Origin of the sequence: Dysgonomonas sp. Marseille-P4677, from assembly GCF_016652235.1 — a bacterium.
Classification (GTDB): Bacteria; Bacteroidota; Bacteroidia; order Bacteroidales; family Dysgonomonadaceae; genus Dysgonomonas.
In genome coordinates, this window is sequence record NZ_JAEPKU010000044.1 from 1 (window position 1) to 18,294 (window position 18,294).

Below are 18,294 nucleotides of genomic sequence, written 5' to 3' on the forward strand. Positions count from 1 at the left end.
ATGTTAAATATGTCATAATAGATTATTTTTTTGATAAATATTGCTCTGTTTATAAGTGTGTTGCGAAAATAGATAAAATGTTGGATGGTTAGTTGACTTTCAGATTATAGAAACACGTAAGGAAAGATATTAGAAGCTACGCTTTAAATTTATAAAACTGAAGAATGAATAATATATCTGACAGAGAATAATAATATTTAAAATTAGAAATATTATTCATTTAAAAGCTATATAATATGGCGATATCAGATGTTACAGCTATTTAATGCATTTCTCGATAATGTAGATCAATCTCTTTTTTTAGTCCAGACAGAGAGAAATTATATTTTCAGGTTAAATAAACTTATAGATAGTGATTTTTATTATTCGCTTTACTGATAAAGGGTTGAAGGGTATTGAGTATAGATAGAAAAATAGATAAAGAAAACACCCAATTTTACATTTTAGGGTGTAAAATTGGGTGTGAATTTTATAACTCTTTGATTGTGAGTATTATTTGCGGAAGCGGGGGGATTCGAACCCCCGGTACAGTTACCCGTACGTCAGTTTAGCAAACTGGTGGTTTCAGCCACTCACCCACACTTCCTAAGATCGCTTAAAGCTGATTTTGCTTAATTGCGATGCAAATATAATTGTTTGTTTTGATTATACAAACAGTTTCTCCATTAAATAGCTTTTTCTTTAATTAAATATTCGGCTATCTGTACTGCATTCAATGCAGCTCCCTTCTTTATCTGATCCGCAACTACCCAAAATGTCAGACCATTAGGATTTGCAATATCTTCACGTATACGTCCGACATAAACTGGATCTTGACCAGCAACAAATAAAGGCATAGGATAGTCTTTCTCGGCAGGATTATCTTGCAACACAATGCCATCAGCCTTCGCAAATGCTTCGCGTGCCTCAGCCGGAGATACAGGCCGTTCTGTCTCTACCCATATAGCTTCAGAATGCGAACGAAGTACTGGTACACGAATGCATGTAGCACTTACTTGTATATCGGTATGCATAATCTTCTGTGTCTCGTTATACATTTTCAGCTCCTCTTTTGTATATCCGTTATCTGTAAAAACATCTATTTGAGGTATAAGATTATATGCCAGTTGATAAACAAACTTTTCAACTGTAACTTCATCTTTATTTTGAATTTGTTTATACTGATTTACCAGTTCGTCCATAGCTGTTGCTCCTGCTCCTGATGCAGCCTGATATGTTGCTACATGAACACGTTTGATATGAGAGAGCTTCTCTATTACATCTAATGCTACTACCATTTGTATAGTAGAACAGTTCGGATTGGCAATAATTCCTTTCGGACGAACTTTTGCATCTTCACCATTTACTTCAGGTACTACTAACGGTACATCTTTATCCATACGAAAAGCGCTAGAGTTGTCAATCATTATTGCATCATGCTTAGTAATGGTGTCGGCGAATTCTACAGAAACACTTCCTCCAGCAGATACAAAAGCAATATCTATATCTTTGAAATCATCGTTATGTTTAAGCTCCTTTACTGTATACTGTTTACCACGAAAGTCATATTTCTTACCGGCACTTCTACCAGATCCAAATAATACTAGTTCCCCGATAGGGAAATTTCGTTCGGCCAGAACTCTTAAGAATTCTTGCCCTACAGCACCACTTGTGCCAACAATAGCAATTCTCATTTTTGTGTTGATATAGAATAAATTATTTATATAAAACTATAAGAGTACAAAGTTATAAATAAGTTGTAAGTAATGAATATATATCATATAGTATTTTTGAAGCAAGAAGAAATCTATTTTTAACTAAAAGGTGACAAAGTTGTACTCTTTTTGATTATTTTTATCATTTATCTATTATCCTAATAGTAATAAGAGTTTTTACTGTATAGATAACTGAAAAATTAATATATAGTATCCACTAAACACATTCTTATCGATGAGAAAATACAAACTATTCGCAATTCTGTTATCGGTCGTATTATCGCTACCGGTAACCGCTCAGGATCAGAAAGAAATAGTTCTTAAAACTGAAGCATCCGAAGTCACTGTTTTTATAAACGGAGCACAAATTTTACGCAAAAAGACCGTTGATCTATTACCGGGAAGGACAAAAGTACGATTTACGAATCTGTCACCTTATATAGATGCCAAAAGTGTACAGATAAAAATGGACGGTGAAGCTATGGTTATGTCAGTAAATCATCAATCAGAATTTGTCGATAGCTTAAAAAAGCCGGTAGTCGTAAAAACTGATGTGGCTTTACTTAAAGAAATAGAGAATAAAATAACCATTGCCAAAACCGAAAGAGAAGTAATAAAAGAGGAACAGGCTTTCCTTACCGAAAACAGAAAAATAGGCGGAGCAAATACCGGTGTCAGTTTAGCATCGCTCCGTGAAACAGCTAACTACTACCGTGAACGTATATCAGCACTAAAAAATAAAGATAACGCCCTGTTTGATAACATAGAGACACTCGAAAAACAAAGACACGCTATACTGAACAATGAAAAACAAGATGGGAATACACAAATTGGACCAACTCGTATACCGATAGGGGAAGTGGTAGTAGAAGTAGAATGTAAAAAAGCTACACGTGTAAACATAGACCTGACCTATTATGTAAAAAATGCAAGCTGGTATCCTACCTACGATATTCGTGCTATTAATACCGAAAAGCCTATACAGCTTGTGTATAAAGCAAATGTACATCAAAATACAAAAGAGGATTGGAAAAATGTGAAACTAAAGATCTCTTCTGCCGATCCTAATCAGGGAAATGTAGTACCGCAGCTTAAAACCTATCTTCTCAACTATTATACTGCGCCTCCGCGATATAATGTATCGGCAAACGATGGACAGATAACAGGTCTGGTAACCGATGGAGTGGAGCCGCTCATAGGAGTATCTGTAGTGGTAAAAGGAACTACTATAGGAACAGTAACAGATCTGAATGGAAACTTTTCTCTAGCTATCCCTCAAAACGGAAAAGAACTGGTATTTTCGTACGTAGGCTTTATTTCCCAAACATTGCCCATCTCCCAATCATTTATGAACATTCGATTAGAAGAAAGTCAGTCAACACTGGATGAAGTTGTTGTTGTAGGTTATGGTACGACTAGAAAAAAAGAATTAACAGGAGCAGTAGCTGGACTACAAGTTCAAAAATCGGAACCCAAATTAAAATCTCCGGCAATAAAAGAATTTGCACGTACAGATATAGCTATGCCAACCGCACAAGTAGAAAATCAAACTGTTGTTGAATTTGAGATAAAAACGCCTTATTCGATTAAGTCAGACAATAAGAATACGACAATAGAAGTAGATCGCTACGAACTGCCTGCCGACTATGAATACTTTGCAATACCTAAAATTAGTAAAGATGCTTTCCTTTTGGCAAATATAACTGATTGGGAAAAGTATAATCTATTGGAGGGTGAGGCTAATATATTCTTCGAAAATACATATATAGGTAAAACCATCCTTGACACACGTTATGTCTCAGACACATTAAATATATCGTTGGGACGTGACAAGAGTATTTTGATTAGCCGTGAAAAAGGAAAAGATTTTAATGTGAAAAAATTCCTTGGAACAAAGAAGGAAGATACGCGTGAATGGAAAATTAATATCAGAAATAATAAAACTCAGTCTATAAATTTTGTGGTACTTGACCAAATTCCGGTCTCTACTATTTCAGAAATCGAGGTAAATACCGAAGCTCTGTCCGGCGGAGATTTAAATGCCGAAACGGGGGAAGTTAAGTGGAAACTCAAGCTTAAGCCATCTGAGAAAAAAGAATTAGAACTGAAATACAAAGTAAAATATCCGAAAGATAGGGTATTGACCATTGAGTAAAAATAGAAACGGAGTGAAATTTAATTAGTTTCACTCCGTCTTTATTTTATGATCCAGTTACTGATATCACTGACCTGTCTGTACCGTATATCTATTCCCCTTATAAGATTTAAGAATAGCCCGCGTAGATCCAATATTTAGTTTTGAATCTAGTCTAACAGGCATCCTATTATTATCATTCGTAATATATACTTTCATTGCTTCTTTCTTATCGCTGAAAGCATCATCCATTATACTAAGAGTAAGCTTGATACAATTATATGTTCTATTGTCGTTGCCTTCGACCTTCTCTATACCCTCGTATTCTATTATCATATTCACTTTTTTCTTGCCTGAAATGAAGTCTACTTTCGATGTCTCTCCTTTTTTCATTGCAGTATAGTTAATTGTTCGGGCGTAGTACACAACACTCATCATATCGTACATACAAGTTTTGGAAGTAATAGTTTCATCAAATTTGAAATCACCGTTTTTATATCTTTTTGTATTAATGCTTACCCCATTCCCGTTGTATGTATATTTTACTCTTTCTTGCGTGTAATCTTTTCCTTCTTCTGCATTCTTAATGTATGCAAGAGGTACAAGGTCTTTTGAAAGATAACATGAAAGAGTGTCATTCAGATTGAATATTTTTTTTACTGTACCTGTCGATTTTGCCGTTAATGTCATTTTCAATGCGTCTTTACCATCATACTTCTCGGCTATGGTTTTTAGAGTAGAAACTCCGGCTTTTGTATTAATTAGTCCGTATTTAAAATACAAGTCATAAGTCATTTCTTCTCCTGCCTGAAAAAACGTGTTGTTTATTTTACACTGAGCTTGTGCTTTTATACTGAATATAACTAAAAGAATCAGAGTTAATCCTGTAATTTTTCTAATCATAGTTTTGTTATTTAAATTAATTGTTTGCCTATATTAAGTGAGTGTATGAATACTTTTAGTACCTTAATATTGCCCTCCATATTGATTATTCATATTTTGTGAACCATATTGAGAATTACCCCTGTTCGAATTTCTATTTTGATCTCGATCTCGACTATTGTTATTCCGTCTATTCTGTTGGTTCTCTTTTTCTTCTTTTTCTTCCATTTGTTTTTTTCTCGACTCTTTTTCTGCCGGTTTTTGTTTCGTTATTTCTAATGGTTTTTGGTCAGCTAAAGTAGATGGATCTATTACCCATGGATCTTGCTCTTCATGTTCGAAGAAGGCCTTTATCTCAAAAACTTTAGGCGAATAACAAACCATCTCCGGTTGTTTTTTCTGTGAGTAGTCGCCTGTATCCCACATTCCATTGTTATTCTCATCCAATATTATGCGTGCATAATAAGTGCCCGGAGCCACATCTTTAAATACTGCAACTCTATCTTTGACTTTCGATTTGCGAATTGGTTTATCCGACTTATCCAAAAGTTCTATAAAAGAAGTTATAGTGTCTACTCCTGCAACCCAAATGGCAAGTTGCCCATACTGATCTTCTGATTTTACTTTAAATTTTTGTTCCAGCCTATCGTTCCATAAGCCATATATACTATAAATTGACGCAGAATCGATTTCTAGTTGGAATTCCTCGTCATATTTCCATCTGTTTTTTATAGTATATTTCCTCGGATTTAAAGAATCAACTTCTAAGATAAGAGGCACATCATTGTATACGGAATCTTTCAGTTGTTTCAACCTGATTTTATTTGATAAAGAATCTGTAATTATCGGTTCATCAAAAAGTAGAGAAATATTATTATGGGTATCCCACGTCGATGACAGATTATTTTCTATTTTCAGAAATGTGATTTCTGGCTCTTCATTATCATTTTTACCTTTTTTCTCTTTCTTCTTTTCTTCTTTGACCGGTCTACGTGTCCTATCGGTAAAATTGAGTGTGTCTGTAATTGGTATAGCCTGATTTAGAGAATCTGTTTTAAGATATGTAACTTTAAAAGCCAAGGTATCTATCGCCATCACATCCTTATCCTTAATCCAGTAGATTAAAGTGTCATTTTTTAGCGTTTTTTCTAATACATACCAATCTTTATCTTTATCGAAATTCAATGGTTCTATTTTCGGCATTTCGGTTGGAGCACCAAAATAAAGAGCTACTTTATTCTGTACACGCTCGTGCTTTTGTAGAAATTGCCGTTGAAAATTAGATTTGAAAGAGCGTAATACAATATTATCCGGTAAAAATCGGGTATACTCCATCGCTTTAATGGTGTCTACAATTTTTTTATCTTTATCTACAAATGTAGTATCATTACGAGTTGCCTTTTCGGAAGCTGGTTCGACAGTTGTATCAAAAAAAGCAATAGCCTCGGCTGGATTATCATACATATAATCTCGATTGGCATCATTCAATGCATACAGTCTATATTTTCCGGGAGCTACGCCACGTATAGTAAACAAGCCACTTTCATTAGTACGTGATATACGCTCAAATTTTGTTTTGGTAAAAGCTGTGTCGTTAAGATTAGAGTGCAGACCTACATACATCCCTTTTATTGGTTCCAGATTATTAGCTTCCAAGACTTTTCCCGATATTGCAAGAGAATCTACAATATCACCAGTAGAAAAAGAATATGAAAAATTTTCTATGGGATTTTTTTCATTATTATCTGCTATGGAATTAGTAAAGTCGATTGTATAAGTTGTATTGGGTAATAAAGGATCTCTCAACTCTATAACCACTTTTCTGTTCACAGTAGTGATTGAAGGAAAAGACTTTTGTGGAGGGGTGATGATAACATTCTCAGAAGGCCTTTCTATAGTCACGTTCTCGTCAAATTCGATAACGATTTTGCCGCTCTTTACATTCGTAGCATTAAAACCGGGACTAGTTCTTACCACTTTGGGGGGATCAAAGTCATAGTCTCCCCCAGAGGGTGATGCCATATTAGCACACGATACAATTATAGTAGCAATGATACCCAACAGAATGGATGCGGATATATATCTTTTCAGAGAATGTAACATCTGTTTTTTAGTTTTACGCAAAAATACAATGTTTTGCAGATAAAAATACTGTTAAGTACATAAAATAGCTTAATATATATTCTATATAATAGATTTAGAAAGAATAATTTGACTCTCATTTCCCATATTAAACAGAAGGTCTATAATGCTCATATTAGGAGTAAATCCTAATTTTTGATTGAAAACCTGGTAATAATCAACCGACAGAAAATCTGAATCAAGTGTCCTCCAATCTCTCTTCGGATGTATAATTTCACGTAAATCAATTTCGTTTTGTCCGAAATCTACTTTATAATATTCGGTATACTTTATTTCAGGTAAATCAATATTCAATAAACAAAGGATGAGCGTCCTCAATTCTTCGTTAAAATCGAATAAAAAGTCAAACTCTTTATGATAAAATGGATAAAAATCATCTTGATAATATTCAAAGAATGGGGTAGAATTATATGCTGAAACAATTGCATTCCAATGCATATGCTGCCAGTTGCCATGTTTTGCAATACGTATATCTTTCATGGCAATTTTAGCCTTCGAGGAATGTTCTACAGGTATAGAAAGTGGTATCTCTCCATTTGCTGATATAATATTGCAGCGGTTGCGATATGTTTGCTTTATATAATTGTCATGCTGTTCAATAAAAATACTTTCAGCTGATAAAAACTTTGCATAGTATTGTATTGGAGCAAGATAAGCGGATGTGAGATAAATATCCATATTTTTATTTTATAGGTATCAAGCAAAAATCGGTATGTGTTCTGTCTGCTGCGGGACTATACCATATGTATGAGGCTTTTCCTATAATGTTTTGAAAAGGAATAAAGCCAAGAGTCCGAGAGTCTATTGAATTTGCTGTATTGTCAGATAACATCCAGTAATAGCTGTCTTTAAATGTATATTTGTTTTGTTCTATATTATTAATCAACAGCTTATTATTTTCTATTTTTACATTTTCCCCTTGTTGTTCTTGTAAGATGATCTGTCTGTATATAACAAGATTGTTTTCGTCTGTATTTATACTTTGTCCTTTTGTCGGTAGTGTGATTTTATAACTCTTAATTGTATCGGTAAAATGGAATAATGGACGTAAGGTGTCTTGGAGGTTTTCACTCAAAATAAAGGCATCGTATCTACTTAATTGAGTGAATAAGGTATCTCCCCTTTTTACTAAGTTATATATCGGAATGTTTTGCTCGTTAGAGACGCTCTCCACTTCTGCCTTATCCCCATTTTTTATCCAATATTCTTGAATCCTGTTTGGTGTGGCTTCATACACATTCCCATTAATGAGGAAAGTATCATTTCTTACCTCTATTGTATCTCCGGGCAGAGCAACACATCTGCTGAGCAAAAGGCTGCGCTTATCTAGGGGCTTCTCAGTTTCCCACGGAGTGTTGAACAATACAATATCGTTTTGTTCTACATTATTTTCAAACAACCGATAGTAAGGGATCTGTATTACTGAAGAATATGAGGGTAATCCCCAAAAGTTATCGAAAGTAAAAGGTACACTTAACGGAGTAATCGGTAATCGTATACCATAAGCAGTTTTGTTTATCAATATCTTATCTCCATTGTGCAAGGTCGTTTCCATTTGTGATGAAGAAACGGAAAAGGAGCTGATAATAAAACCGCGTATAAATAAAACAATGAGCAAAGTAATAAGAATTACCTTGCCCAAGTATATATATATGTTTCTCTTTTTTGAAGACATTATTTCATTCCTCAATGGTTTTAATAACTTTATTTTTTGTTACCGGTAGTAAATAATCTGTTCCAACGGATTTTTCCGCTAAACCACCCTTTGTCTTTATCTAACGATAACCAGATAAATAGAGGCTTACCAACTATATGGTCTTCAGGAACAAAGCCCCAAACACGAGAGTCTGCTGAGTTGTCACGATTATCTCCCATCATGAAATAGTAATCAAGCTTGAATGTATATGAATCAGCTTGTTGCCCATTTATAAAGACTTTCCCGTCACGATAATCGAAATCATTATTCTCATAGTTTTTTATACAACGTATATAAGCCGCTACTTTATAATCTACATTTGTATCAAATTTGATAGTTTCACCACGTTTCGGAATCCATATCTTAGGAAAATCGCCAAACCCACAAGGCTGATCGTATGTAATAGGATAAAGAACAGGTATGTATGTCTGATTCTCCATCTTATAGAACCTATTCAAATATTCATTTTGTTTCATAATATTCAAAATGTATGGTTTTGAAGCAAGTTCAGCTTTCTTCTTACTTGTCAGGAAAATACTCTTATAGAGCAATCCGGCATTTCCATTTTTTTGTTTTAACCCAAGCATCGACACTACAGTAGAATCAGCTTTACTTATATCCTCTGCATTTATTTTAGCCTGATCCTCCTTACTAATACCTAAATCTTCAAATATTTGAGGTGCAATCATCGTTCCATCAGTTTGTACAATGTAGCTATACTGTATATTTTCAGGGTTTTCAATTGTTTTTCCATCGATAAACGTTGTATCATTGCGAAGTTCAATTGTTTCTCCCGGAAGCCCTATACAACGTTTTACATAATTTTCTCGTCTGTCCACCGGACGATAAACTATATCACCATATGTTTGCTTGTTGGACCAAACGTGATCTCTTCCACCCAGCCTTGCTGCATCCTTGCATAGAACATAGTAATCCTGATCTTGTATATTTGTGGCCACTGTGTCGCCCGAAGGATAGTTGAATACAACAATGTCACCACGTTCTATATGGCCGGTACCGGCAAAACGTTTATAGTCAAGTTGCGGTTTTTCTAAATATGATTTAAACCCAAATATAGGGAAGGTGTGCTGCATCAGAGGTAGTGAGAACGGAGTCATTGGCGAACGAGCACCATAGCTAACCTTGCTAACACAAAGAAAATCGCCAACTAATAAAGATTTTTCTAAAGAAGACGATGGTATTTGATAGTTTTGAAAAAAGAATGTATTGATAATCCAAACACCCACCAAGGCAAAGAGTATAGCATCCACCCAGTCCAGAATTTTTCTTAGAAGAGGATTCTTTGCATTGCGCCATCCTCCCCAAGGTATCTTTTTAGTGATATATATGTCAACAAATACAGGGATAAGAATTAGTACACCCCAATAACCTGTCCATATAACAAACAATATACATAAAATACAAGCCAGCATGGCATACACCCATTGTCTTGTACCAGGTTTTTTCTTTTCGTTTTTATTATCTGACATTGTACTGTTTTCCATATATTATTTAAAAATTAAGCATATCTTTCATACCCAGAAAACCCTTCTTTCCATTTGTAAATTCTGCGGCTAAAACAGCTCCAAGAGCAAGCCCCTTACGGTTTTTAGAATCGTGTTTAATACTAATCGTATCAACCTCTGATTCGTATATTATTTCATGTATTCCCGGTACTTCTCCTTCGCGAATGCAATGAATGGCAATATCTGACTCTTTTTCTTCGGTTTCCAGATTCCAATTCTCTTTACGTTCTACATTTTCGATTATACCCTCAGCCAAAGTTATGGCTGTTCCACTAGGAGCATCCAGCTTATGAATGTGATGGGTTTCTTCCATTCTTATGTCATAGCTTGGGTAGTTATTCATTATCTTGGCAAGATATCTGTTCAGAGTAAAGAAAATGTTCACCCCTAAACTATAATTGGATGCGTAGAAAAATGTTTTACCTTCTTCCGCACATGCTTTTTTTACTTCATCCATGTGATCGAGCCAACCTGTTGTACCAGCCACTACCGGAACATTTGCGGCAAAGCTTCTCCGGTAATTATTGATAGCACTATCCGGCGTAGAAAACTCAATAGCGACATCAGCACTCTTAAATGCGGCAGATTCAAAGTCTTCAGGATTGTTTACGTCTATTATAGATACTATGTTGTGTCCTCTCGAAATGGCAATTTTTTCTATTTCATGCCCCATTTTTCCGTACCCGATTAATGCAATATTCATGTTGGATAATAGATTAATAAAAACTAAATTAATGTCAATGTTCGATGCTTCATTTTGTCATCTTGCTTGACGTATAGTCTAATTACTTGTAAAATTAATAAAAAGGGTCTATCCTTTAAAACATACAAATATACATAAAAACTTATTCTCTTAAGATTTCCATTTTAATTTATCCCTTATTATAAGTTTTTTTAATTAGGTTCCGATACTTAATTCTTATCTCTTATTGGGGAAGAAAGAAAATAATCTTTCTTTGTCTGGATGTTTTGTATGTGTTAAATAAAAAAAGGAGGAATGAACCTCACTCCTCCTTGTATAAAATTAGTCGTTTTTGGAATTGCTAAATTTTTCTTTACCACTCTGGAATTCATGTTCAACCCGCTCTTTAATATATTCTGCTTGATTTTTTCCGACATCAACTACATTTTTTAAGTTCCGTTTTGTTTTTATAGCAAACCGGCTCATATCATCACATATTCCATCAAGCTTACCCTGTTGATATAATTTATAGAGGGCATAACTTACGCCTACACCTATAACTGTTCCTATTAATACTTTCTTCATACGCTTTATCTTTTTAATGAATATTATTTTTTCTTTTTGAATAAAGATATAATCCACAATAATACTATTGCACCTATTGTAGACATAATTAGGTTACCTATTATAGAATTTACGCCCAACCCGAGGAGACTAAAAATCCAACCACCTAATAACCCTCCGACAACACCAATAATAAGATTAAGTATGATACCAAATCCACTGCCTTTAGTTATTTTACCGGCTATAAATCCGGCCGCAATACCAATTATAATAGACCAAATGAATCCCATAATGAATTGATTTTATTGATTAATAATATAAAGCTATTTTTATTGTTCGCTATTTATCTGAACTTTATATGTGACATTTATTATAACATATGCGATCTTAAAAAGGTTCTTTTATTTTACAAGTATCTTATTGGACGTATGTGAAAGATAAGTAGAGACTTACTTTGAGTAGCCTATTGTGTAGTCTATTGATTTTGCTTATATTTAAAGACGGTATTAATCTAAATGAAATATTATGGATGAGCTTTTAACAGTAAAAACATCTGATTTTGAAGCTAATTTGGCTATAGCAAAATCGTATTTGATAGATAATGGGATAGATTGTGTAGTAAATAGTGGATATATTTCAATTTCTCAACCAGATAGTGGTTCTGCTACTTTACAGGTACGTTCGGGAGATTTTGATCGGGCTAAAGAATTACTGATAAAAGGAGGATTTTCTAAAAGAGAAGATTTTGTATGATCATTTTACTTATAAATAAAAGGAGAGCCGTTTTTCAAAAAACGGCTCTCCTTCATTTTGTATATTAATATCTGTAATGATCTGGTTTAAAAGGTCCTTCTATTGGTACTCCCAAATAATCGGCTTGTTCTTGTGATAACTTGCTTAGTTTTACTCCAATTTGTTCAAGGTGCAAACGGGCAACCTCTTCATCCAGATGCTTTGGTAAACGGTATACGTTTACAGCATAATCATTGAGCCATAATTCAATTTGTGCCAACGTTTGATTGGTAAATGAATTACTCATAACAAATGAAGGATGTCCTGTAGCACAGCCTAGATTGACTAATCTTCCTTCTGCCAACAGAAATATAGAATGACCATCAGGAAAGGTATATTTGTCTACCTGAGGTTTTATATTTGTATGCACAATACTAGGATAGTTAATCAGCTTATCTACTTGTATTTCATTGTCAAAGTGCCCAATATTACACACAATAGCTTGATCTTTCATTCTAGCCATGTGTTCCATAGTGATAATATCCTTATTTCCGGTTGTGGTGACAAAAATATTGCCTTCTTTGACAGCTTCTTCCATAGTGGTTACTTCAAAACCCTCCATGGCTGCTTGCAGGGCACAGATCGGATCTATCTCAGTAACAATAACACGAGCGCCATATGAGCGCATAGAGTGAGCACAGCCTTTACCCACATCACCATATCCTGCGACTACTGCAACTTTCCCTGCAATCATTACGTCAGTTGCGCGCTTGATCCCATCGGCCAACGATTCGCGACAACCATATAGATTGTCAAACTTCGATTTTGTAACTGAGTCATTAACATTGATAGCCGGAACAAGTAGCTCACCACGCTCCATCATTTGATATAAACGATGTACTCCGGTAGTTGTTTCCTCCGAAACGCCTTTCCATTCAGCAACAGTTCGATGCCAACGATTGTTATCCTCTTTCAGTATACGTGCTATTGTATCAAGAATGACTTGTTCCTCTGTATTAGAACCTTTACGGTTGATAGTTTCAGCATTTTCTTCCGCTCTATACCCCCAGTGAATAAGCATTGAAGCATCACCTCCATCGTCGACAATAAGGTGCGGCCCTTTTCCTTCAGAGAAACTTAATGCTTGTTCAGTACACCACCAGTATTCTTCCAGTGTTTCGCCTTTCCATGCAAAAACAGGAATACCTGCTGCTGCGATAGCTGCTGCTGCATGATCCTGGGTGGAAAATATATTACAACTACACCAACGGATATCAGCACCCAGTTCTTTTAGGGTTTCTATCAGTACGGCAGTTTGTATGGTCATATGCAATGATCCCATAATACGGGCTCCCTTTAGAGGTTTTGTCGCTCCGTATTTCTGACGGAGTGCCATAAGCCCTGGCATCTCATGCTCGGCTATTTCTATTTCTTTTCTTCCAAAGTCAGCAAGATTAATATCTGCCACTAGGTAGGGTAACCCTGATATAAGTTGTTTTGACATGTGTTTATTTTGAATTTAAATATATTTTTCTCCATACCGAAGTTTTACATCGGCTACAAATTGCTTAATGCGTTGTTCTTCTTCTTTTTTGCAGATTAGTAGAACTCCATCTGCTTCAGCTACTATGTACCCATCTAATCCTTGTATTACGGCAAGTTTTCCTGAAGGTAAAGTAACTACATTTTCGGAACTATCGAAGAATAGAGTATCAGCAATCAATGCTGCATTTGCATTTTCATCTTTATCTGATATTTCATATAAAGAACCCCATGTACCAAGATCAGACCATCCGAAGTCTGCAGCCTGAACATATACATTATCGGCTTTCTCCATAATACCATAGTCTATAGATATATTAGGACAGAAAGGAAAATTTTCATCTATAAAAGCTTTTTCTTTATCTGTGCCAAATGCGTCTAAACCCTGATCGAAGCGATTTGTTATTTCTGGCAGATGCTGATGGAAAGCATCCAGAATAGTCTTGTTATTCCAGATAAATATACCTGAGTTCCATAAAAATTCACCACTTTCGTAAAAGACTTTCGCTAGATCTAGATTAGGTTTTTCAGTAAATACTTTCACCTTTGAAACATTATCTAGATGCTCTTCACTCATTTGTATATATCCATAACCTGTTTCCGGGCGGCTTGGCCGTATACCCAAGGTTAACAGGGTATTATGCCTTTCTACGAAACCTAAGGCATTCTTTATAATAGAAAGAAATTCATCTTCTTTTAATATAAGATGGTCTGATGGAGCAACAACTATGTTGGCTTCAGGATTGAACGAGTTAATATGGTAGCTTGCAAAAGCAATGCAGGGAGCAGTATTCCTACGCATAGGCTCCAACAGAACCTGATTAGGATTTAATTCAGGTAATTCATCTAATACCATTTGAGCATATTCTTTGTTTGTAACAATATATATATTCTCAACAGGTAAAATTTTACTGAATCGATCTACCGTTAATTGCAAAAGAGAACGACCGGTTCCGAAGAAATCAAGAAATTGTTTAGGACGGGCTTCGCGGCTAAAAGGCCAAAAACGGCTACCTATACCGCCACTCATTATAACGCAATAGTTGTTCTTATTATCCATCTTTATCTATAGTTTGCACAAAGTTACATCATACTAATATACAAACAAAACAAAATATAACAATAGCGATGAGAAATATATAACTTTTTTCTTCAAAAAAGATGTGTAATATGTTTGAAATATAAAAAATATATGTACTTTTGCAGCTCACAAGCCCAGATGGCGGAATTGGTAGACGCGCTGGTCTCAAACACCAGTGGATTCACTTCCATGCCGGTTCGATCCCGGCTCTGGGTACTTAAAAGATCTGATTTTCAATTGAAAATCAGATCTTTATCTTTTTATGGGGTGTAAAAAAGGTGTAAAAACACACAAGTAACTATTTATTCCCTTTTGAACGATTATGTGTCTTACACAACATTTGACAATTTTTACTATCTGTTGCACCGCCTTTGCTCCAAGCTGTAACATGGTCTGCATCCATTTCTGCAAGCTTCCAAATTTTCGTTTTGCTTGAATCGTGTCCGATTGCACATAAAGGGCAATTTGAAACCCTCTTTTTTTCTGCTTCTGCTGTCTGAATAGCATAAACAGATTTTTTTATCGCTTCATCAAAAACCCGAACTTCTAAAAGTTTTGTGGCGGTTGAACCACCTAAAATAAATTCAAAGATTCCTTTTCTGCTTTTTACATAAGGGTCAGCATACAATCTTTTTACTTCGGCTGATACTGTCTTTGAGTTATAAGGTTGTTTCCGATAAGTTTCATAAAGTCTGCCCCATTCAAGTCCTTTCATTTCGCTTTCAACATCGGAAAACACAGAAGAAACCCAATCAATTACACTTGTGAAATAATCTTTTAATTCGGTAATATTGTTATCAAATCTGTGACGGCTCATATATTTGCTAACATTGTCTTTACTTACCCACTGTAAAGCTCTCTCAAGAAAATCTTGTCGATTTGCACTTCCAGAGATGTATGCACTCCATTTTTGAATATTGGCATTTTTACTATTACTGAATTCTTCTTTACCTAATGTAACGAATGGCCCTGAGTAAACTGCATTCAACAATTCTTGGTTATTTAGAGGAACACCTGCAATGTTTATAGTTCTAAACCATTCTTTAATTTCACTCTCTGTTCCTTCACATTCATAGATAAGAAGTTTAGTATTTAATATTTTGTTCTTTTTATCTAGTGCAAATCCTCCGAATAATTGTTCATTACCGTTTTCATCTTTGATTGCAAATTTATTTGTAACAAAACGACCGATACTTGTGATACGTTGTTGACCATCTAGAACCTCAAAATTATCGGGATTTATTTTATTGAAGTAGATTAATCCTATTGGGTATCCTTTTAGGATTGATTCAATAACTGCAATTTCTCTTTTCCCCCCTTCGGAAGCATAAATATAGTTTCTTTGGTATTCTGGTTGTATGGTAAGTTTTCCTGAAAGTCCAAATAGCCCTTTTCCCTCAAGTTCACTATAAACAAAACCTTCACAAATATCTTTTACTGTAATTTCTGTTCTTAAAGTTGTTTCCATTTTTTTACATATTATTTTTATGCTTTATTAGAAGTCTTTTGTAAACATTTACACCTTCGACAGAAACTGCCATATTTATGTCGTTATTCCAACCTTCTGGTTTTCCGTACTCATATGAGCAGCCAATAATTTCAAATTGTTCTGGATTATATTTGTCTAAAAAGGTAATAGGAACACCCATTACTCCATCATAGTCACTTGGGATAGCATCAGTATAAGGGATTTCGATAGCATCGAAATTATCATACTTTTTATATCCAACTCCTTTAATGCTTTTATGAGAACTGAATTTAATGTTGTCAGCCATAGTCATTAAAGGCAATGGTTGGTGCCTCTTGCCATGATCTAAATTAGTAAACCAAAGACAGTTATTAGTAGCAACAATTCGCTTTCCCTCGTCATCAATTCGAGCTTCTGAGCCATATAGCTCGTATGATTCTGGTACTATAAAACCAGAGATCCACCGCCCCATACCCGTACCAAGCCAGATTTTATTATCCTTAATTAATGGAAAAACCTCTTTATAGGTAATAGCATTAATGTTTGCAATTATTAAAAATTGTTTATCGTGGTCAACAAGTTGTTTTATATATTCTCGAAACAAACTAAAAGGCGGATTAGTCACTACAATATCGGATTGCTTTAATAATGAAATAGATTCATCACTGCGAAAATCTCCATCTCCCTCTAAAGGTGTCCATTCATTATTCTTATTGTTCTTTAGTTGTAATGCAACATCCTTCAAACTAAACTCGCCGTCTCCGTCAATATCACCAACTTCATTAATAATAAATTTATTTGCGGTTATTTTGGGACGACCTTTTGTTTTTGTGAAAATTTGGTTGTCACCAAATAATTCAAGTTGCGTATTGGCAATAGGAGAGGGCTTATAACTTGTTGTAATAAGCTGTTTCAGTCCAATTTGTTTAAAGTTTAAAACAAAATAACGAAAAAAATTACTTTCATATGGGTCATCACAATTACAATATACAACTTTATCACGAAATACATCAGGATTATATTCTAGATATGCTTCGATCTCTTTCTGAATATCAATATATTGTGTATAGAATTCATCACTTTTTGTTCTTTTAGCATTGTGTAATAATTTATTTGTTGCATTTCTTGCCATATTATCCTATTTCATTTTATTTGAATCTAAACCATTTTATATAAGTAAAGCCTTGATAAGCTCAAAATAACTTTTCTCTTTGGGAGTATCCTACAGAGATACTTCTATAAAGTTATTTTAGGGCTTTGTTCATTAGTCCAAATTTAAGACTATAAAGATATAAAAACAGAATTTAACCTCTGTCATAAATCATATATTTATATTGATATTCCTTTATTACCAATTGAATTTATTGTCTGAAACAACTTAAAGATATTCTATCCGAGTATAATGAAAATGCCAATAGATAAAAATAAAGGCAAAGTCAAAAGCTCTGCCTTTATTTCAATTTACTTTACCTTCAACTCCTCAATTTCCTTATCCAATCGATGTATTGTTTCTTCATTCAGCCTCTTTTGCTCCAGCTTTCGAGCTTGCTCCTCCATCCGATGTTCATAATCAATGACTTTCTTTCGGATATTATCCACGACATAAACACTATCTGAATAAAAGAAAAAGTTCTCCAACCGGGTTATTTCATCTGGAAGAATGCCATTTCTCATCTTTATAAACCTATATTTTAGATCGTTATCAGTCAATCTGTTATTTTTATTATACTGATTGTAATTTCCAAACAAAGAGCAAAACAGACCAAGTGAAAGAAAAATAATAGCAATAAAGACCTTACTCGATTTAAAATCAATCACATAATGATTTTTTATAATAGTCGGTTGTTTAGCTAGTTTTTCCATTTGAGCTATTTTCTCATTGAGAAACTCTGAAAAGGAGTTATTAGCTTCATCCTGTAACTGACGCATTGCATAAATCATTGCAGCAGTATATGCTTTTAACTCTTCTGCCGTTATCCCTTTCTTCGATTCATCAATGATTTGCGCTATTTTATTTAACAAGTCAATCTTCAATGCTGATTCTCCTTTTTCATCCTTTTTCAAAGATTGGATTTCACCTTTAAGTTCGGACAGTATTTCTGAAAAACCGTCTATCGTTATTTGTAGTGTTTCATAATGATTATCCATAAT

Annotated in this window: 16 protein-coding genes and 2 tRNA genes; 3 read left to right on the forward strand and 15 right to left on the reverse strand. The window is 34.5% G+C overall.

The window, feature by feature from the left end:
• Window positions 1–499 precede the first annotated feature (499 nt).
• Window positions 500–586 (reverse strand) — tRNA-Ser (locus JGH11_RS09405).
• Window positions 587–665: 79 nt separating this feature from the next.
• A complete protein-coding gene (locus JGH11_RS09410; protein ID WP_201111329.1) occupies window positions 666–1,673 on the reverse strand; it encodes an aspartate-semialdehyde dehydrogenase in 1,008 nt (335 codons plus the stop codon).
• A 256-nt stretch (window positions 1,674–1,929) separates the two neighbouring features.
• Here JGH11_RS09410 and JGH11_RS09415 point away from each other — a divergent pair, with 256 nt between their 5' ends.
• Window positions 1,930–3,849 carry a DUF4139 domain-containing protein gene (locus tag JGH11_RS09415; protein WP_201111330.1) on the forward strand — a complete coding sequence of 640 codons (1,920 nt, stop codon included), beginning with the start codon at window positions 1,930–1,932 and terminating at the stop codon, window positions 3,847–3,849.
• Window positions 3,850–3,915: 66 nt separating this feature from the next.
• Here the strand turns inward: JGH11_RS09415 and JGH11_RS09420 are convergent, their stop codons facing one another.
• The 8 genes from JGH11_RS09420 to JGH11_RS09455 form a co-directional block, all read right to left on the reverse strand.
• Window positions 3,916–4,731: a DUF3108 domain-containing protein gene (locus JGH11_RS09420; RefSeq protein ID WP_201111331.1), complete on the reverse strand. Its 816-nt coding sequence runs from the start codon at window positions 4,729–4,731 to the stop codon at window positions 3,916–3,918.
• A gap of 63 nt (window positions 4,732–4,794) precedes the next feature.
• A complete protein-coding gene (locus JGH11_RS09425; RefSeq protein WP_201111332.1) occupies window positions 4,795–6,813 on the reverse strand; it encodes an Ig-like domain-containing protein in 2,019 nt (672 codons plus the stop codon).
• An 81-nt stretch (window positions 6,814–6,894) separates the two neighbouring features.
• The gene (locus JGH11_RS09430) at window positions 6,895–7,530 is read right to left on the reverse strand and encodes a WbqC family protein (protein ID WP_201111333.1); all 636 of its coding nucleotides are present in this window, start codon (window positions 7,528–7,530) and stop codon (window positions 6,895–6,897) included.
• A 4-nt stretch (window positions 7,531–7,534) separates the two neighbouring features.
• The gene (gene lepB / locus JGH11_RS09435) at window positions 7,535–8,527 is read right to left on the reverse strand and encodes a signal peptidase I (RefSeq protein WP_201111334.1); all 993 of its coding nucleotides are present in this window, start codon (window positions 8,525–8,527) and stop codon (window positions 7,535–7,537) included.
• A 29-nt stretch (window positions 8,528–8,556) separates the two neighbouring features.
• Entirely contained in the window at window positions 8,557–10,053 is a 1,497-nt protein-coding gene (locus JGH11_RS09440; protein ID WP_201111335.1) for a S26 family signal peptidase, read from the reverse strand.
• A 7-nt stretch (window positions 10,054–10,060) separates the two neighbouring features.
• A complete protein-coding gene (gene dapB / locus JGH11_RS09445; RefSeq protein WP_201111336.1) occupies window positions 10,061–10,777 on the reverse strand; it encodes a 4-hydroxy-tetrahydrodipicolinate reductase in 717 nt (238 codons plus the stop codon).
• 321 nt (window positions 10,778–11,098) lie between these two features.
• Window positions 11,099–11,341, reverse strand: a complete 243-nt coding sequence (locus JGH11_RS09450) for a YtxH domain-containing protein (RefSeq protein ID WP_201111337.1) — start codon at window positions 11,339–11,341, stop codon at window positions 11,099–11,101.
• Window positions 11,342–11,364: 23 nt separating this feature from the next.
• Window positions 11,365–11,610, reverse strand: coding sequence for a GlsB/YeaQ/YmgE family stress response membrane protein (locus JGH11_RS09455; RefSeq protein WP_201111338.1), 246 nt, complete (start codon window positions 11,608–11,610; stop codon window positions 11,365–11,367).
• Window positions 11,611–11,845: 235 nt separating this feature from the next.
• Here JGH11_RS09455 and JGH11_RS09460 point away from each other — a divergent pair, with 235 nt between their 5' ends.
• On the forward strand, window positions 11,846–12,073 hold the full coding sequence (locus JGH11_RS09460) for a hypothetical protein (RefSeq protein WP_201111339.1): 228 nt from the start codon (window positions 11,846–11,848) through the stop codon (window positions 12,071–12,073).
• Window positions 12,074–12,137: 64 nt separating this feature from the next.
• On the opposite strand, the gene ahcY is transcribed toward JGH11_RS09460, so the two are convergent.
• Window positions 12,138–13,556, reverse strand: coding sequence for an adenosylhomocysteinase (gene ahcY / locus JGH11_RS09465; RefSeq protein ID WP_201111340.1), 1,419 nt, complete (start codon window positions 13,554–13,556; stop codon window positions 12,138–12,140).
• 15 nt (window positions 13,557–13,571) lie between these two features.
• Window positions 13,572–14,654 (reverse strand): mannose-1-phosphate guanylyltransferase, encoded by a 1,083-nt coding sequence (locus tag JGH11_RS09470; RefSeq protein WP_201111341.1) that lies wholly within the window; start codon window positions 14,652–14,654, stop codon window positions 13,572–13,574.
• A 153-nt stretch (window positions 14,655–14,807) separates the two neighbouring features.
• Here JGH11_RS09470 and JGH11_RS09475 point away from each other — a divergent pair.
• Window positions 14,808–14,891, forward strand: a tRNA-Leu gene (locus tag JGH11_RS09475).
• 82 nt (window positions 14,892–14,973) lie between these two features.
• On the opposite strand, the gene JGH11_RS09480 is transcribed toward JGH11_RS09475, so the two are convergent.
• From JGH11_RS09480 to JGH11_RS09490, 3 genes are all read right to left on the reverse strand, one after another.
• Window positions 14,974–16,143 (reverse strand): DUF262 domain-containing protein, encoded by a 1,170-nt coding sequence (locus JGH11_RS09480; RefSeq protein ID WP_201111342.1) that lies wholly within the window; start codon window positions 16,141–16,143, stop codon window positions 14,974–14,976.
• 4 nt (window positions 16,144–16,147) lie between these two features.
• Window positions 16,148–17,275: an adenine-specific methyltransferase EcoRI family protein gene (locus JGH11_RS09485; RefSeq protein WP_201111343.1), complete on the reverse strand. Its 1,128-nt coding sequence runs from the start codon at window positions 17,273–17,275 to the stop codon at window positions 16,148–16,150.
• 329 nt (window positions 17,276–17,604) lie between these two features.
• Window positions 17,605–18,291 carry a hypothetical protein gene (locus JGH11_RS09490; protein WP_201111344.1) on the reverse strand — a complete coding sequence of 229 codons (687 nt, stop codon included), beginning with the start codon at window positions 18,289–18,291 and terminating at the stop codon, window positions 17,605–17,607.
• Window positions 18,292–18,294: the final 3 nt, after the last annotated feature.

What these genes read in the sequence shown, in the direction of transcription:
- JGH11_RS09410 (WP_201111329.1), bottom strand. Translation starts at nt 1,673, where the DNA reads ATGAGAATTGCTATTGTTGGCACAAGTGGTGCTGTAGGGCAAGAATTC.
- JGH11_RS09415 (WP_201111330.1), top strand. Translation starts at nt 1,930, where the DNA reads ATGAGAAAATACAAACTATTCGCAATTCTGTTATCGGTCGTATTATCG.
- JGH11_RS09420 (WP_201111331.1), bottom strand. Translation starts at nt 4,731, where the DNA reads ATGATTAGAAAAATTACAGGATTAACTCTGATTCTTTTAGTTATATTC.
- JGH11_RS09425 (WP_201111332.1), bottom strand. Translation starts at nt 6,813, where the DNA reads ATGTTACATTCTCTGAAAAGATATATATCCGCATCCATTCTGTTGGGT.
- JGH11_RS09430 (WP_201111333.1), bottom strand. Translation starts at nt 7,530, where the DNA reads ATGGATATTTATCTCACATCCGCTTATCTTGCTCCAATACAATACTAT.
- lepB (WP_201111334.1), bottom strand. Translation starts at nt 8,527, where the DNA reads ATGTCTTCAAAAAAGAGAAACATATATATATACTTGGGCAAGGTAATT.
- JGH11_RS09440 (WP_201111335.1), bottom strand. Translation starts at nt 10,053, where the DNA reads ATGGAAAACAGTACAATGTCAGATAATAAAAACGAAAAGAAAAAACCT.
- dapB (WP_201111336.1), bottom strand. Translation starts at nt 10,777, where the DNA reads ATGAATATTGCATTAATCGGGTACGGAAAAATGGGGCATGAAATAGAA.
- JGH11_RS09450 (WP_201111337.1), bottom strand. Translation starts at nt 11,341, where the DNA reads ATGAAGAAAGTATTAATAGGAACAGTTATAGGTGTAGGCGTAAGTTAT.
- JGH11_RS09455 (WP_201111338.1), bottom strand. Translation starts at nt 11,610, where the DNA reads ATGGGATTCATTTGGTCTATTATAATTGGTATTGCGGCCGGATTTATA.
- JGH11_RS09460 (WP_201111339.1), top strand. Translation starts at nt 11,846, where the DNA reads ATGGATGAGCTTTTAACAGTAAAAACATCTGATTTTGAAGCTAATTTG.
- ahcY (WP_201111340.1), bottom strand. Translation starts at nt 13,556, where the DNA reads ATGTCAAAACAACTTATATCAGGGTTACCCTACCTAGTGGCAGATATT.
- JGH11_RS09470 (WP_201111341.1), bottom strand. Translation starts at nt 14,654, where the DNA reads ATGGATAATAAGAACAACTATTGCGTTATAATGAGTGGCGGTATAGGT.
- JGH11_RS09480 (WP_201111342.1), bottom strand. Translation starts at nt 16,143, where the DNA reads ATGGAAACAACTTTAAGAACAGAAATTACAGTAAAAGATATTTGTGAA.
- JGH11_RS09485 (WP_201111343.1), bottom strand. Translation starts at nt 17,275, where the DNA reads ATGGCAAGAAATGCAACAAATAAATTATTACACAATGCTAAAAGAACA.
- JGH11_RS09490 (WP_201111344.1), bottom strand. Translation starts at nt 18,291, where the DNA reads ATGGATAATCATTATGAAACACTACAAATAACGATAGACGGTTTTTCA.